This is a genomic window from Falsirhodobacter sp. alg1, assembly GCF_000739715.2.
Taxonomy (GTDB): Bacteria; Pseudomonadota; Alphaproteobacteria; order Rhodobacterales; family Rhodobacteraceae; genus Falsirhodobacter.
Genome location: NZ_BBJC02000004.1, coordinates 115249 through 131327, shown reverse-complemented (window position 1 = coordinate 131327; position 16079 = coordinate 115249). Strand labels below are relative to the sequence as shown.

General features: G+C 60.2%; 15 protein-coding genes and 1 riboswitch. Of the genes, 4 read left to right on the top strand and 11 right to left on the bottom strand.

Going from position 1 to position 16079, the window contains the following annotated elements; translation table 11 throughout:
* Window position 1: 1 nt before the first annotated feature.
* The 7 genes from TR36_RS09055 to miaB all read right to left on the bottom strand — a co-directional run bounded on the left by TR36_RS09055 (window position 2) and on the right by miaB (window position 7281).
* A complete protein-coding gene (locus tag TR36_RS09055; RefSeq protein WP_045391578.1) occupies window positions 2–484 on the bottom strand; it encodes a PTS sugar transporter subunit IIA in 483 nt (160 codons plus the stop codon).
* 74 nt (window positions 485–558) lie between these two features.
* Entirely contained in the window at window positions 559–1725 is a 1167-nt protein-coding gene (metK, locus tag TR36_RS09050) for a methionine adenosyltransferase (RefSeq protein WP_045391581.1), read from the bottom strand.
* 7 nt (window positions 1726–1732) lie between these two features.
* Window positions 1733–1780: riboswitch (SAM-SAH riboswitch) on the bottom strand.
* A gap of 37 nt (window positions 1781–1817) precedes the next feature.
* On the bottom strand, window positions 1818–3284 hold the full coding sequence (gene lnt, locus TR36_RS09045; protein ID WP_237763546.1) for an apolipoprotein N-acyltransferase: 1467 nt from the start codon (window positions 3282–3284) through the stop codon (window positions 1818–1820).
* A 28-nt stretch (window positions 3285–3312) separates the two neighbouring features.
* Window positions 3313–4224, bottom strand: coding sequence for a hemolysin family protein (locus TR36_RS09040; RefSeq protein ID WP_045391584.1), 912 nt, complete (start codon window positions 4222–4224; stop codon window positions 3313–3315).
* A gap of 104 nt (window positions 4225–4328) precedes the next feature.
* The gene (ybeY, locus tag TR36_RS09035) at window positions 4329–4826 is read right to left on the bottom strand and encodes an rRNA maturation RNase YbeY (RefSeq protein WP_045391587.1); all 498 of its coding nucleotides are present in this window, start codon (window positions 4824–4826) and stop codon (window positions 4329–4331) included.
* Window positions 4810–5820 carry a PhoH family protein gene (locus TR36_RS09030; RefSeq protein WP_045391590.1) on the bottom strand — a complete coding sequence of 337 codons (1011 nt, stop codon included), beginning with the start codon at window positions 5818–5820 and terminating at the stop codon, window positions 4810–4812. Before TR36_RS09030 ends, ybeY begins: the two co-directional genes overlap by 17 nt.
* A gap of 162 nt (window positions 5821–5982) precedes the next feature.
* Window positions 5983–7281 (bottom strand): tRNA (N6-isopentenyl adenosine(37)-C2)-methylthiotransferase MiaB, encoded by a 1299-nt coding sequence (miaB, locus tag TR36_RS09025; RefSeq protein WP_045391593.1) that lies wholly within the window; start codon window positions 7279–7281, stop codon window positions 5983–5985.
* A gap of 119 nt (window positions 7282–7400) precedes the next feature.
* On the opposite strand from miaB, the gene TR36_RS09020 reads away from it, so the two are divergent.
* A complete protein-coding gene (locus TR36_RS09020) occupies window positions 7401–8264 on the top strand; it encodes a hypothetical protein (protein ID WP_045391596.1) in 864 nt (287 codons plus the stop codon).
* A 2-nt stretch (window positions 8265–8266) separates the two neighbouring features.
* Here TR36_RS09020 and TR36_RS09015 read toward each other — a convergent pair whose 3' ends face one another.
* On the bottom strand, window positions 8267–9208 hold the full coding sequence (locus tag TR36_RS09015) for a LysR family transcriptional regulator (protein ID WP_237763545.1): 942 nt from the start codon (window positions 9206–9208) through the stop codon (window positions 8267–8269).
* Window positions 9209–9289: 81 nt separating this feature from the next.
* On the opposite strand from TR36_RS09015, the gene TR36_RS09010 reads away from it, so the two are divergent.
* Entirely contained in the window at window positions 9290–10432 is a 1143-nt protein-coding gene (locus tag TR36_RS09010) for a TDT family transporter (protein WP_045391598.1), read from the top strand.
* Between the two features lie 63 nt (window positions 10433–10495).
* Here the strand turns inward: TR36_RS09010 and TR36_RS09005 are convergent, their stop codons facing one another.
* Together TR36_RS09005 and TR36_RS09000 are read right to left on the bottom strand one after the other, a co-directional pair.
* Window positions 10496–11437, bottom strand: a complete 942-nt coding sequence (locus TR36_RS09005) for a transporter (protein WP_052362621.1) — start codon at window positions 11435–11437, stop codon at window positions 10496–10498.
* Window positions 11438–11645: 208 nt separating this feature from the next.
* Window positions 11646–12059, bottom strand: a complete 414-nt coding sequence (locus TR36_RS09000; RefSeq protein WP_045391600.1) for a hypothetical protein — start codon at window positions 12057–12059, stop codon at window positions 11646–11648.
* A gap of 380 nt (window positions 12060–12439) precedes the next feature.
* Between TR36_RS09000 and TR36_RS08995 the strand changes: the two genes are divergently transcribed.
* Entirely contained in the window at window positions 12440–13021 is a 582-nt protein-coding gene (locus TR36_RS08995; protein WP_052362622.1) for a hypothetical protein, read from the top strand.
* 6 nt (window positions 13022–13027) lie between these two features.
* On the top strand, window positions 13028–14134 hold the full coding sequence (locus tag TR36_RS08990; protein WP_062763052.1) for a cache domain-containing protein: 1107 nt from the start codon (window positions 13028–13030) through the stop codon (window positions 14132–14134).
* On the opposite strand, the gene TR36_RS08985 is transcribed toward TR36_RS08990, so the two are convergent.
* Entirely contained in the window at window positions 14100–16079 is a 1980-nt protein-coding gene (locus TR36_RS08985) for a glycosyltransferase (RefSeq protein WP_045391605.1), read from the bottom strand. The genes TR36_RS08990 and TR36_RS08985 overlap by 35 nt on opposite strands.

Here is a 16079-nt window from a genome sequence, read left to right as displayed (position 1 = left end):
ATCAGGACTCCAGCCGTTTTTCTTCTACAGCGGCCGTCAGCGCCCGAGAGAAGATGGACGATATTTCATCCACATCATTCGTCTTGCGCAAGGCTTTGACCGCATCCTCCTGCCGGAACACGCGTGCCGCCATGGAAAGGACCGGCAGATGTTGCGCCGGGTTTTCCGTCGGCAGGATGATCATCAGAACCAGATCCACCTTCTTGCCATCGACGGCCTGAAAATCGATCGCAGGCTTCAGCCGGGCAAAAACGATTGCAGGTGTCTGCACCCCCGGACAGGGACAATGCGGCAGGGCAACACCGCCGCCGATTCCCGTGGAGCCCAGCTTCTCTCGTTTGGCCAGCTTCTTGAACAACTGTTCCGCATCCACGCCCCGCGCCTCGGCCACGCGGTCGGCAAGATGGCGCAACAAAGCGTCCTTGCTGTCCGCTGCAAAATCAAGGATCAGCCCGTCTGGTTGGATGAAGTCAGCTCGTTGCATGAAAAACCTGCTTTGAAATGAAAGCAGGACCGGTATCCCCGGTCCTGCACCACGCCCCCGAAGGTTCGTGCTTTTTACAATGCCGCAGCCAGCGCCTTTGCCAGGTCGGTCCGTTCCCAGCTGAAGCCGCCATCGGCTTCGGGGGCACGGCCGAAGTGGCCATAGGCCGCCGTACGCGCATAGATCGGACGGTTCAGTTCCAGATGCTCACGGATGCCGCGGGGCGACAGATCCATCACACGCGGAATGGCCGCCTCGATTGCCGCCGGATCGACACTGCCGGTGCCATAGGTATCCACATAGACCGAAAGCGGCTTTGCCACACCGATCGCATAGGAAATCTGGATCGTGCACCGCTCGGCCAAGCCTGCCGCAACGACGTTCTTCGCAAGATAGCGTGCCGCATAAGCGGCCGACCGGTCAACCTTGGTCGGATCCTTGCCCGAGAATGCGCCGCCGCCATGCGGTGCCGCACCGCCATAGGTATCCACGATGATCTTGCGGCCAGTCAGCCCCGCATCGCCATCCGGTCCGCCGATGACGAACGTACCCGTGGGGTTCACCCACCATTCGGTCTTGTCGGTCAGCCAGCCTGCGGGCAGCACTTCGCGGATATAGGGTTCGATGATGCCGCGAATATCGTCCGACGTCTGGTGTTCATGCAGATGCTGGGTCGAAAGCACCAGCGACGTGACCTCGACCGGTTTGCCATTCTCGTAGCGCAACGAAAGCTGCGATTTTGCATCCGGCCCCAGCGTCGGCTCGGCCCCCGATTTCCGCGCTTCGGCCAGGCGGCGAAGGATGGCATGGGAATAATGGATCGGCGCGGGCATAAGCGCGTCCGTCTCGTTGATCGCATGGCCGAACATGATGCCCTGATCGCCCGCACCGTCCCGGTCGACCCCTTGGGAGATATGGGCGGATTGCGGGTGCAGCAGGTTCAGGACATTCAGGGTGTTCCAGTGGAACTTGTCCTGTTCGTACCCGATATCCTTGACGCAGTCGCGGACAATGCCCTCGATACGGCCCATATATTCATCCAGAAGAACCGGATCGGACAGGCCGACCTCACCCCCCACGACCACCTGATTGGTGGTGGCAAAGGTTTCGCAGGCAACGCGTGCCATCGGCTCCTGCGTCAGGAAGGCATCGAGGATCGCATCGGAAATGCGGTCGCAAACCTTATCGGGGTGGCCCTCCGACACAGATTCGGATGTAAAAATGTAGTCTTTACGCGACATGGGGAAGTGCTCCGTTGGGTATCCCCGTCACGCCAGGAAGCCGTTGTGACGGTTCTATGAAGCAGCATCGCTATCCCGCCCGCCATGGGCCGTCAACAGCCCCTTTTGCGCAGACGGACCAACAGCAGCCCCAGAAGTGCTGCCAGAACCACCAGAACCGGCACCTCACCATAACGTGCATAGAGGGTCGGCGGCAGAGGGGCGGGAAGCGGCGCATCCAGATATCCGGCCTGCCCCAGCGGCAGCGCATGCAGGATCCGCCCCTTGGCATCAATCACCGCCGACACGCCGGTATTCGCCGCGCGCAGCAGCGGCAGCCCCTGTTCGATGGCCCGCAGGCGACCCTGTGCCAGATGCTGATAAGGGCCTGTCAGCGTGCCGAACCACGCATCGTTGGTGATCTGCAGCAGCCAGTCCGGCCGCGAAGGGGCCGCAGCCACATCCTGCGGAAACACCGCCTCATAGCAGATCAGCGGCAAAACATTGCCCGCAGCCCCAAGATTGACCAGCCGCGCCCCAGGCCCTGCGGAATATCCATTACCCAATTGGGAGGCAAAGGCCGTAATGCCGATCCTGGCCATCAGATCGCCCAGGGGAACATATTCTCCGAACGGCACAAGGTGATGCTTGTCGTAAACATCCGTCACGTTTCCATCGGGTGATATCACGGCCATGGAATTATACCCGCGCTCCCCCTCCAGCCGCTGGATGCCGACGGCCGAGGTTGCCCCTTTGGCTGCAATGGCAATCTCGGCCGCTACCGTGGGATCAAGCAGATACGGCACTGCCGTTTCCGGCCAGACGACCAGATCGGGCGCCTCACCGGCCGCGCTCAGATCAAGACCGTTCTGGAACAGGATCGCGGCACGATCCGGGTCCCATTTCATTTCCTGCACCGCATTCGGCTGGATCAGACGCACAATGGTCGCCGAATCCTCGGGCATCGGCTGCGCCAATCGCCACATTCCCCCGCCGAACGCTGCCCCCAGCAACAAGGCAGAAACAATCAGCCCCCGCCAGCGCGACATGACGGGCAGCATGGCGATGGCCAATGTCAGCAATGTCAGTCCGTTCGGGCCGGCCCATGCCGCAAGCTGCGCAGGTGCCCACCCCACCCAGACATGCCCGATCAGCGCCCATGGAAAACCTGTCAGCACATGGCCGCGCAGGAATTCCGCACATGTAAGGGTCACGATCAAGGCGGCTGCGCGCAATGTCGCAGGAAAAAATGCAGCCAAGGCCGCAGCCCCGGCCCAGAAAAGCGCCAGCCCGAATGACAGGAATACAACGGCGAAGGGAGCAGCCCACCCCCATGCCACAGGATCAACCAGAAACGGATCGATGATCCAGTTCATCGCCAGCGCGAAATACCCCGCGCCGGCGAAAAGCCCCGTCCAGGCGGCGGTACGAGGGCATGCCACCCGCACCACCATGACAGCAAGGGCTGCAAGCCCCAGAAGCGTCATCCACCAGAAACCCAAGGGTGCCTGACCACAGGCCGCAACGGCCCCGACACCAAAGGCCGCACCCGCTTTGGGCCAGCCGGGGAAACGCCACATACGGGGCCTCATTCGTCACTGCCGGCGGTCAGGCCGCCGCTTCTTTGGGAAGATGGACACGCAACCGTTTGATCCGGCGGGGATCGCCGTCCAGAACCTCGAAGGTGGCACCGCTTTCATGCTCGATCACCTCCCCCTTACGGGGAACGCGGCCCGCGCGGACAAACACAAGGCCGCCGATCGTATCGACATCCTCATCCTCGTTGTCCCGCCGCAGATCAAGGCCGGTCGCCCGTTCGAACGCCTCCAGCGAGGCGCGGGACTGGACAATGAAATGGCCGTCCTTGTCCTGTACCCAGAGCGCGCCGGCAACCTCGTCATGCTCGTCATCGATCTCGCCGATGATGGTTTCAATCAGATCCTCGATCGTGACCAGACCATCCACACCACCGTATTCGTCGATCACCAGCGCAAGGTGCATCCGGTCGCGCTGCATCTTGTGCAACAGCGTTCCCACAGTCATCGACGGTGGCGCGAACATGACAGGGCGCAGCAATGCGCGCAGGTCGAACGCCTCGGTGCTGTAAAAATCATGCTTGAGCGCAAGATCCTTCAGGAGAATCATCCCCAGCGGATTATCCAGCGAGCCGTCATAGACCGGCAGGCGCGAATACCCCTGATTCCGGAATACCGAGACGAGATCCGTCAGGCTGATTTCAATCGAAACGGCCGTGATTTCCGCTTTGGGAACGGCCACATCGTCCACGCGCAAACGGCGCAAATTGGCGATGCCCGTCAGATCGGCACGGTCCTGATCAGAAAGATCTTCCCGTTCGTCTGCCGCGAACGCGCTGAAAAGGCGGCCGAAAAATCCACGCCCTTCGCGTTCGGAGGTGTCGTTTTCATTTTGAAAGAGGTCAGCAAAGTTTCTTCGCTGATCATCTTCTGCGGTGTCCTGCGCGCCTTGCGCTGCGGGAGAGCCGTCGATGCTGGTTGCCATCGGTCCTTCTATCAAAAGCGACGCCTCAAAGCGGGCGCCAACGTGCAATATGAGGGAGGAGGCCCTGCCCTGACAAGGTCTTGTGTTACGAATGGCGGAAAAGTTCAGGCATAGGGATCGGAAAGCCCCATGGCGGCAAGAATGCGTGTTTCCGTCGCTTCCATCAGCTCGGCATCGGCATCCTCTATGTGATCATAGCCCAGCAGGTGCAGAATACCGTGTACAATCAGATGCGTCACATGATCCTGGGGGGCTTTGCCCTGATCCGCCGCCTCGGCCATGCAGGTTTCCCAGGCAATCGCGATGTCACCCAACTCGTCTGGATCATCGTCATCCCCACCGGACAGATCCGGCAGGCCGCCCGGTTCCCCTGCCGCCCGATCCTCGGAAGGCCATGACAGCACATTCGTGGGGGTGCCCTTCTGGCGGAACTGGGCATTCAGTTCGGCAATTTCGGCATCGTCACAGCCCATCAGGGCCAATGTCACGCCGTGTACGCCCAGATGTGCAAAGGTTGCCTCTGCAGCACGGGTCGCAAGGGCCGGAAGGCCGAAGGCCTCCCAGCGTTCATCTTCGATTACGGTATCAACCAGCTGTTCCATCGGCGGCGTCATACGCCTCGATGATGCGGGCCACAAGCGGGTGACGCACGACATCCTTGGAATTGAAGTAGTTGAACGACACGCCCCGCACATCCTTCAGGATACGTTCGGCATCCGTCAGCCCCGAAGCGGTGCCACGCGGCAGATCGACCTGTGTCCGGTCGCCCGTGATGACCATGCGGCTTCCCTCTCCCAGACGGGTCAGGAACATCTTCATCTGCATGGTCGTGGCGTTCTGCGCCTCGTCCAGCACGACAAAGGCGTTGGCCAATGTCCGGCCACGCATGAAGGCCAGCGGGGCAATCTCGATCCGCTTGTCCTCCATCAGCTTGGCAAGCTGCTTTTGCGGCAGGAAATCATTCAGCGCGTCATAAAGCGGCTGCATGTAGGGATCGATCTTTTCCTTCATATCCCCGGGCAGAAAGCCCAGACGTTCCCCGGCCTCGACCGCAGGGCGCGACAGGATGATCTTTTCCACTGCGCCGCCCAGCAGCATGGTTACCCCGACAGCCACGGCCAGATAGGTCTTGCCCGTTCCGGCAGGCCCGATGCCGAACCCCAGTTCATTATCGAACAGGTTGCGGACGTAGGCCTTCTGCGCCTCGGTCCGCGGCTCCACCGGTTTCTTGCGCGTGCGGATCTCATATTTTCCGGGCTGGAACATCTCGATCTGTTCGGCCGTATCGCCAAAGATCGGAACACTCATCCGGAGCGCTGCCTCCACATCGCCTGTTTCCACGTTACGACCGGATTCCAGACGGGCATACAGGCCGCGAAGCACTGCCGCCCCCGTATCCCTCGGTATCTTGTCACCCACCACTGCCACACGATTGCCGCGTCGCATGATATGCACGCCTAGGTGCTGCTCGATCTGCGCAAGATTGCGGTCAAACTCGCCGCACAGCTCGATCAACAAACGGTTGTCGGGGAATTCCAGAAGCGTTTCTGTCACGTCTTCGGGGCGTTTCGGGGGGGTCAGTGCGCTGATGCCCAAGGAGATCTCCCTCTGTTCAGGCGTTGCCGTACCTTGAATGTGGGTGGCGATGCCGAATGTGGCAAGTGATTTTTTTATGATCACATCTGCACGCAGGGCCTGCCCAACAACCGGGCAGACCCTGCATAATCCATCCCAAATCGAAGGCGGCCTGAAAAATTCTCAGCCCAAACGGACGCCTGACAGCGAATTCGTCGATGACGCCGTGATCCGCACCCGTACCAGCTCGCCCACCTGCCCCGCCGCATCCTCGACATGGACGGCATGAAGGTGATCGGATTTACCGACCATCTGGTTCTCGAGGCGCCCTGCCTTTTCATACAGCACGCCCACCTCGCGGCCCACCATAGCCTCTTGCGTGGCGCGCTGCTGGGTCGTGATCAGGGCCTGCAGTTCCTGCAACCGGGCATCGCCGATCTCGGGCGCCAGTTCCGGTTTTTCGGCGGCGGGCGTTCCCGGACGGGCCGAATACTTGAAGCTGTAGGCCGCGCCATAATGCACCTCCCGGATCAGATCCATCGTCGCGCGGTGATCCTCATCCGTTTCGCCGGGAAAGGCGACGATGAAATCGGATGTCAGCAGGATATCGGGGCGCGCCGTACGGAACCGCTCGATCAGTCGCAGATACTGCTCGGCGGTATGCTTGCGGTTCATCGCCTTCAGGATGCGGTCCGATCCGGATTGCACGGGCAGATGCAGATAGGGCATCAGCTTGGCCTCATCCCCATGGGCGGCGATCAGATCGTCCTCCATGTCGTTGGGATGGCTTGTGGTATAGCGAATCCGTTCCAGCCCGTCCACGCGGGCCAGTTCGCGTACCAGCCTGGCCAGCGTCCAGTCCCCCCCGTGATAGGCATTCACGTTCTGACCCAACAGGGTAATGTCCTTCACCCCGCGTTCCACCAGATCACGGGCCTCGGCAATCAGGCGTTCGGGCGGGCGGCTCACTTCGGCCCCGCGGGTATAAGGCACCACACAGAACGCGCAGAACTTGTCACACCCCTCCTGCACGGTCAGAAAGGCGGTCGGGCCGCGCAGGGCCTTGCGCTTGGGCAGGTGGTCGAATTTGTCCTCGGCAGGGAAATCCGTATCCACGACCGCGCCCTTGGATTTTACCATGTCCGGCAAACGATGATAGCTTTGCGGGCCGACCACCAGATCCACCAGCGGCATGCGGCGGATAATCTCCGCGCCCTCGGCTTGCGCCACGCAGCCTGCCACGCCGATCTTCAGATCAGGGCGCGCATTTTTCAGCGGACGCAAACGGCCCAGATCGGAATACAGCTTTTCAGAGGCCTTCTCGCGGATGTGGCAGGTGTTCAGAAGCACCATATCCGCATCCTCGGGCCGGTCGGTGGTGACGTAGCCTTCGGCGCCCATGGCCTCGGCCATACGCTCGCTGTCATAGACGTTCATCTGACAGCCATAGGTTTTGATGAAGAGTTTCTTGGCGCTGGACATGATATATTCCCCGGATCGCCGTCTTTTACAGAAAAACGACCCGATGGGCAATCGAACCTCTTGCTCTTGTGCCTTTCCTGCATTCATCTGGCAAACAAGGCGAATATGATGGATGGGGCATGCGATACCGATCACTCGACGAGGCGATTAGCGCCAATGCGGTCGGCAAAGGCCCGGTTGCCGTAGTCATGGCAGAGGATCCGGTCGAGGTAGCCTCGACCCTTCGCCATGTCCGTGGGCAGGGCTTTGCCAGTGTCCTGCTGCTGACCCATGACGAAATTGAGGTCCCTGCCGAGGATGAGGCACAGGTTCACCGGATCACCTTCAACGTACATGCCGAAAACGCGATGATGATCGCGATGAACCAGTTGATCGCCTCATCGCCGGGGCTGTGGTTCCATTACTGCTACAACGGCGAGTATCTGTTCTTTCCGTTCTGCGAATCGCGCGACGTACGTGAATTGATCAGCTTTCACGTCGAGGAACGGCGGTATGCATTCCTGACCTACGTCGTCGATCTCTACGCCGGGGATCTGGAAAAATACCCCTTGGCCGTTTCGACCGAGGAGGCGTTTCTTGACCGGTCGGGCTATTACGCGCTTGGACGGCCGGACCCGGCAAACCACGGGCATCCCAAGGACCGGCAGCTTGATTTCTATGGCGGAATCCGCTGGCGGTTCGAGGAGCATATTCCCGTAGACAAACGCCGGATTGACCGGATCGGCCTGTTCCAGGCCAAGGCCGGCCTGCAGATGCTGCCCGATTATACCTTCAACGACGAAGAGTATAACACTTACTCCTGCCCGTGGCACCATAACGCGACAACGGCGATCTGCTCTTTCCGCGCGGCCAAGGCCCTGCGGTCCAACCCCGGATCGCGTTATGACATCAATGAATTCCGCTGGCATTATTCCATGCCGTTCGAGTGGCATTCGCAGCAGTTGATGGACCTCGGACTGATCGAACCCGGCCAATGGGTGTGATCCTAGGGTAGGGCATGCGCCAGAAAGGCCTCCGCCGCGCGGCTGACGTGGCGCAATGTGGGCCGTACGGCAAAGAAATGGCGGGATGGCAGTGCGAACGGCAGCGCAACCAGCCTCCCGTCGGCCAGGGATGCATCGACCACCACATGTGACAGGGCCGTTATCCCCGCCCCCGCCTCAACAGCGGCACGCACAGCCTCGTTCGACGGCAGTTCCAATCCGACATTCAGCGCGCGACTGTCCAGCCCTGCGGCATCCAGCGCCTGCTCCAGAATGGCCCGTGTGCCTGATCCCTCTTCCCGCATGATCCAGCGCGCGCCTTGAAGGTCCGGAATATCGGCTTCGGCGGCGGCCACCAGCAACAGGTGATCCTCGGCAGCGGGAATCAGGGTAAAGGCGGCAGAGCGGACCTCATCCTCGACGAACCCGAGATCTGCCTCCCCCTCGGCCACGGCCTCGCACACCTCGCGGGTGTTCAGGATACGCAAGGTCAGATCAATTCCCGGATGCCGCGTATGGAACCTGTTCATGATGGGCGGCAACCAGTAGTGCCCCACGGTCTGGCTGGCGACCAGCCGCAACCGGCCTCGCCGCAAACCTGACGTCATGTCCAGAAAGCTTGCCGCTTCCTCCGCCCGGGCCAGCACCCCCCGCGCTTCGGCCACAAAGCTGCGGCCAAGATCGGTCAGTGCGATGCCCCGGCCCACGCGATCGAACAAGCGTACATCGTGACGTTCCTCCAATGCCGCAATTGCCGCGCTGACGGCGGATTGCGTCAGGTTCAGCGCGCGCGCCGCCTCGGTCATATGCTGGCGCTCGGCCACTGCCAGAAAGATCCGAAGCTGCTCCAATGTCATGGCAAACGTCCCTTTTTCCCTGATCCTGACCGCCCCGCAGGCATGGGCCTTGCCGCATCCGATCCCCACCGGAACATAATCAATCAATTATATCGATCATTCAAATAATTCTAATCTGTTGGATGAATGATCACGGTTTTGCTATCCCTTGTTTATCAGGAGGCGCATATGTCCGATCAGAACACCCAAGCCGTTATCACCGGCCGCCGCCCTTTATCGCGGCTGGATAGCCCACGCGAGGTTATCCGACAGTTCACCCCCAACTGGTTTGCCGCGACGATGGGCACGGGTATCCTGTCCATCGCCCTGTCGCAGATGCCCGGCCCGCTTCATATCGTTGCCGAGGCGCTGTGGATCCTGAACATGGGGCTGTTTACGCTGTTCAGCGCGCTTTATGCCGCGCGGTGGATCTTCTTTTACGAAGAGGCAAAGCGTGTTTTTGGCCATTCTGTCGTGTCGATGTTCTTCGGCTGCATTCCGATGGGCCTTGCCACGATCATCAACGGCTTCCTGATCTTCGGATTGCCCCAGATGGGTACGGTTGCAATCGAGATCGCTACGGTTCTGTGGTGGCTTGACGTGGTGATGGCCGTGGCCTGCGGAATTGCCATTCCCTACCTGATGTTCACCCGCCAGACCCACTCGATCGACCAGATGACGGCGGTCTGGCTGCTGCCGATGGTTGCCGCCGAGGTTGCTGCAGTTTCGGGTGGATTGCTGGCCCCCCATCTGGCGGATGCGCATATGCAGCTGGTGGTCCTTTGGATGTCATATGTGCTATGGGCCCTGTCCGTTCCCATCGCGATGAGCGTTATCGTGGTGCTGGTCCTGCGTCTTGCCGTACACAAGCTGCCCCATGTTTCCATGGCCGCCACAAGCTGGCTCGCACTTGGTCCGATCGGCACGGGGGCATTGGGCCTGATGACACTGGGCCAGGCCGCGCCGGACATCCTGACAGCGAATGACCTCGGACAATATGCGGCCGCAGCAGCAGCCATCGGCTTCATCGGCGGATTGCTCATGTGGGGTTACGGCCTGTGGTGGATGGCAATGGCAACGCTGATCACCTTGCGCTATGCGCGCGAAGGACTGCCGTTCAACTTGGGTTGGTGGGGTTATACCTTCCCGCTGGGTGTGTTCACCGTCGCCACCTTGAAACTGGCCTCCATTCTGCCCATCGGGGTGATCGGCGTCTTCGGCCATGTTCTGGTTGCGGCGCTGGCGGTGGTGTGGATGATCGTGGCCTTCCGCACCTGCAAAGGCGCATGGCACGGAGAGCTGTTCGTGGCCCCCTGCCTCAAATCGAATTGAGCCTTGTATTCCGCATCGACCACAAATGACCCTTCGGGGTCACTTGCAATTTCAGGGGTCCGCTCAGAATTTCCACCCTACCAGAAGCTGTGCGTAATCGGATTCAAAGCGGTTTGTCGCCTCGATATCCGTCATGTACCGCCCCGCGATCGACAGTTTTGACGACGCCGCTGCCGGCAGCCAGACGAACCCCGCCCCAAGGCCCAGCGCCGAGGATTTGAAATCCCCGAGGGTTGCCCCCTCTCCGCTGTCGGCTGAAACCTGATCGTAGTAATACCCCCGAACACCATAGGAGAATGTCGGCAGGACCATGTGGTTCACCGCGAAATCCATATGGAATTCGTTGCCGGTCCTGTAGTCGGTATCGTTGTTTTCCGTATTGATCATAAGGCCGGCCGCCACGGAAACCTCCAGCGCGGTGGCAGGGTCCAGCCATGTAACAGCGCCTGCAGTATCAAAGCTGGTATAGTTGCGGCCCAGATTGACCTTGTCATCGACATCATATTCCCCGCTGGCCACGATAACAGCCTGCGAAAGCTCAAACGCCCAACGGCCCGTTGCCCAGTTCAACTGGATCGGGGTGATGGCGGCATCACTCAATGCAAAGGAGCTTTGGCTGGCCCCGAACCGCCCGCCATTCGGGCCAAGGATATCCGCATCCAGCGAGGCACTGCCGAACGGCAGACTGGCCCCGAACGTATAGGTGGCCCCCCAGACAGGGTTTGCCAGCGTATAGGTCAACGCAAGGATATCCAGCGTGACATTCACATCCAGATCCAGATTGACGTTTCCCTGCACGACCGCCTTTTGTGCTGCACCGGATTGCGACCACAGGATATTGGCAAACTGGAAGCCCGCCGCCGGGGGCAGCGCAAAGCCGAGATCGCCCGCCGTGCCGGGCAGGTAATGGCTGGATGCCCCTTCGGCCCCGAATGCGATACCGGGCACCAGAACGGAGACAGAGGCAGCCAGAACACCGGCATAGGTCGAATTGCGTAGCATCATCGGCGGGGTATCCTTTTGCAAACCGGTCTCGCGCGCTGTGGAACAGGGCGGCTGGAACCGCCCATGATCACAGTCAATCACGTTTACGTTTACCTCGCAGAGGCGAAAAGGACGTTTCCCTATTAGAAATTCCGACTGGTGCAAAAACGGAACAATCGCGGCCATTGCCGATGGCAGGCCGGATTACGGCAAAACAGGCCGGGAAATATCACGCTTTGCGGCGTTGCCCATCAACCGTGTACCGGTCGTAATCGCGCAAAAGAAACAGCGAAATCGCCGCCCCCAGAGTCGGCACACCCGCCCACATAAGGTTATTCGGATAGGTGGTGTATTCCATCAGCGAAGGAATGGAACCGACAACGCCTGCGCAAAGCATCAAGGCAATCGCACCATAGGTATAGGTCCGCAAAAACCCGATAACGAACAGAAGAACCAGTAGCATCTGGATCAGGCCGACGACCCACGACATGTTCTGCGACGCGAATTCCAGACCGTAGACGTTCTTGAAGACATTTTCGAACCATTCGGGTCGATAGAATTTCAGCGAGCTCCACGCGGCAAAAAACGCGGCGATTGTCAGACGCATGATAAGCAGCGCCACCGGGATTCTGGTATCGGGCATCAATCCATCCAATCATTGGCAAAAGACCGCAAGGCAAGACCATGCGAAGACATTACGAGATATACAGAACCATCAGTCTTTAACGGAATGGATCGCCCGGCCATAAACAATTCCCCCGAAACCGGACAAGTTTCTGTCATGGCAAATGACCCGTGCAGTTCCGTATCCGCCTTGCCGCTTGCACCTCTGGACGGGGGCAATCCACTTCCCCCGGCACCCCGCACACCCGCCCTTTCTGGATCACGGCAGGAGTGGGCGTTGCGCTTGGGTGACGCTGCAAAATAATCCGCGGCAACCTCTTGCGAGAATTCATTTATTAGCGCTGTGCTGCGGCTGAAAGGCGCACGGCCTGCGCCCACTGAGATCTCGGAGAAACCGTCTTGCCCACCACCCGATTCACCGCCAGCGGTGTCTTCTTTTCACTTGCGATGCTTGCATCTCCGGCCCTTGCCGATGGCGAGTTCGTGCAATCGGATATTGCCAAGGACACGCGCAGCTTTGTCGGCGCGGTGTCGCGCGATGCATGGAGCTTTGGCGGCAATGCCACCCGATATGATGGCGGGCGGTCAGGGGGCGTACAGGTCACCTATGGCGTTCCGCTGGCAGGGATCGTTACGGCACATGTCGGGCCGACCATCGGCTTCGAGAACCCCGATGATGATGACACCGAATATGACATCGGTGCCCTTGCCTCTCTGGATCGCTATGTGACCACCGGATTCGGCGGCGTATACGGGCTGGCGCAGGTCAGCACGATCTATGACGCATGGTTCGTTCTGGGCCAGATCAGCTTTGCCGACAGCGGATTCGGGATCGAACTGTCCAGCGGGGGCAGCGAAAGCTACAGCGAGACCACGATCGCCCTGCAGAAGCGGTTCACCGGCACCCCTGTAAGCCTGCGCACAGGCTACAAGACGGATGCCAAAGAATACTTCATCGGTTTTTCCTTCAACACTTTCTGAGGCACCATGGAAGTCCTTCCCAAAACAACCCTGCGAAGCGCGATCCAGGCGCTTATCCTGATCGTGCTGCTGATCATCACCGCCACTTTCGGCGCATTCGCCTGGCTGAAAAGCGACCGGATCACCGACAGTACGCTGGATTATGCAGTCCGCTTCCGCACTGCAGCCATCGCGCAGGATCTGGCACGATCCCTGAACCGCGACTGGAGCAACCTTGTGGCCCTGTCCGGCAAGCTTGATGGCATGACGCAGGATGAGATGAGCTATTTCCTTAGCGGTGCCTCGGGAAATGGCCAGCGTGTATCATGGATCGGCTTTGCCGATCTGAGCGGTGAGGTTGTTGCCGCCACCGACAAGATGCTGATCGGCCAGAACGTGGGCGAACGGCCGTGGTTCAAGAATGGTCTGGCAAACGGTTATGCCGGCGATGTTCATGATGCCAAGCTGCTGGCGCAACTGCTGGCCACGGATGGCGCCCCCCCGCGCTTCTTCGATCTGGCCCGCCCTGTCACCAATGCCAAGGGTGATCTGATCGGCGTGCTTGGCATGCATATCAATGCGTCCTGGCTGAACCGCTATCTGGCCGAGGCTTCCGATACTTTCGGGATCGACCTGTTCCTGCTGAACCAGAACGGCGAAGTATCGGCCTCGACGACCGAGGACATGCCCGATCAGGCAGAGCTGAAGATCGTGCGTGCGGCACAGGCCGGGGTGCAGACCGCCGGGCGCGAGATATGGCCCGATGGTCAGGAATATTTCTCGTCGCTGGTGCCAGAAGTGACCTATGGCGAACTGCCCGATTTCGGCTGGCGCATGGTCGGCAGGCTGGATGCGGACAAGCTAACGATCGGTCTGGATCTGGCGCGGAACGGGGCGTGGTACGCATTGGCGATCTGCCTTGCGCTGATCGCGGCGGTTACCCTGCTGTTCCTGAAATTCGTGATCGACCCGCTGACACGCCTGTCGGTGCTGGCCTCACGCGTGGCCAATGGTTCGCAGGAATACCCTGAAAACTCATCAACCACCCGCGAAGCGGCACTGCTGTCGGTCGCATTGCTGCACCTCCAGCAGGACCGGGTCAGTGATGACCACCAGCCGAGAGACGACGACTGAGCCCGGCCAGAACCGACCAGAACTGCGCGCGTCCCGTTCCCGGGGCCGCGCCCTCGGCATAGAAGCGGATCATCAGCGCCTCGCGCTGTGCCGCGTTGGGCAACAGCTCCACGATATTGCCGTCAGGTGTCAGCGTCGTTACCCGTACAGGCACATCCCCCACATCCTTCAGACGCAGTGTGCCTTCGGTACCGACGGGGTAGATCTTGCCACGCAGACGGGCCTGATCGATTGACAAGGAGCTGATCCACTGCCGGCGGATATCGCCATCCGTGATGAACGCGCCGCGGTCAGGCATATCGGCGATGTGGCTTTCACGACGCGGCAGCTCGATGCAGGCCAATACCGTGATCGACAGCACAACGACGTTGTAGATCGTCCAGAAAATCACGACCCACTTGCCATCCCCTGCGTCGTTATAGGCAAAACCGTCAAGGAATATGCCCAATGACAGGCCGACGACCGTCAGGATCAGAAGTATCAGGAAGGGCGCCATCAGGCTCCATTGCACCACGACCTTGCTGCGATCCCCGCCCTTGGCCGTAACCGAGAACGGATGCCCCTTTGGCCGGAACAGGCCGGTAAAGGCCGCCCGCGTGATGGGAACCGCCCCGATCAGCTGTGTCACATCATGCAGGACCGGCATCAGCAAGCCGGGCATGATCGCCCGATAGACCATGATCGACCAGATGAAGAACATCCCGAAATAGACCAGGACATCCGTCAGCTGGGCATCCACCACCACGATGTTGAAGAACCAGTACAGCAGCGGATAGACGATGACCGCCAGACGAAAGGTGAAGCTGGTCATCCAGAACAGAACGGAATCCGCCACGCCCCAGCGATCGCGAAAGCGCAGGTTGTTCTTGCCGAATGGCCCCAGACGGGACCGTGCGATCTGCATCAGCCCCAGGCACCACCGCGCCCGCTGCGTCACGTATTCCTGCAACCCCTCGGGTGCGAGACCCTCGGTCAGCGGTTCTGCAAGATAGGCGGTTTGCAGACCCCGCTCCTGCAAGGCCAGTGTCAGCAGGAAATCCTCGGTCACGCTTTCGGTGGGCAGCCCCCCCAGTTCGCGCAGGGCGGACCAGCGCGCGATAGAGGATGTGCCGCAGCAGATGGCCATTCCCCAACCATCCCGCGAGGGCTGCATCTGATCGAAGAAGAACCGCTGTTCATCAGGATAGGACGAGGCGATGCCCAGATTGTGCTGGATCGGATCCGCATTGAAGAAATGCTGCGGTGTCTGCACCAGTCCGATCTTGGGATCGTGGAACAGCGCCAAGGTGCGGGACAGGAAGCCGCGATGCGGCACGAAATCCGCATCCAGCACAGCCACGAAATCCGGCGGCACGGCTTCTTCGGCCAGGCGGTCCAGCGCATGGTTGATGTTGCCGGCCTTGGACCCCTTGTTGTCGGGGCGCCGCATGTAACGGACGCCCTGCTCTGCGCAGTAATCGCGCAGCCAGTCACGGCGGCTGTCATCCAGAACGATGACTTCCTTGTTGGTATGCCGCAGAGAGCGGGCACCAACGATACTACGCTCCAGGATATCCAGCTCTTCGTTGTAGGTGGCAATCAAAATGGCCACCCGGGGCTCCTTGTCGCCCCACCAGCCTGCATGTTCGTCCGCCTCGGCGCTGCGCAGACGGATACGGGACATGATCATGAACGAGCTGATCGAGCCGATCATCGCCAGCACTTCCAGGGCATAGAGCGACCAGCTTGCCAGCATGTCCATGGTCAATCCGGCCGGGGCAAGCGTATCGGTGCCCCGCCACCAGATATATCTGACGGCCAGCAGGAAGGTGATCGTCAGCAGAAAGGCGCGATGGCGGTTATCTTCGGGCCGCACCCAGTATGGCAGGGTAAGGCCAACGCCGAACACCAACAAAAGGTGGACGACGCTGGACCCCAATGATCCCTGATAGAAGATATCCGGCAT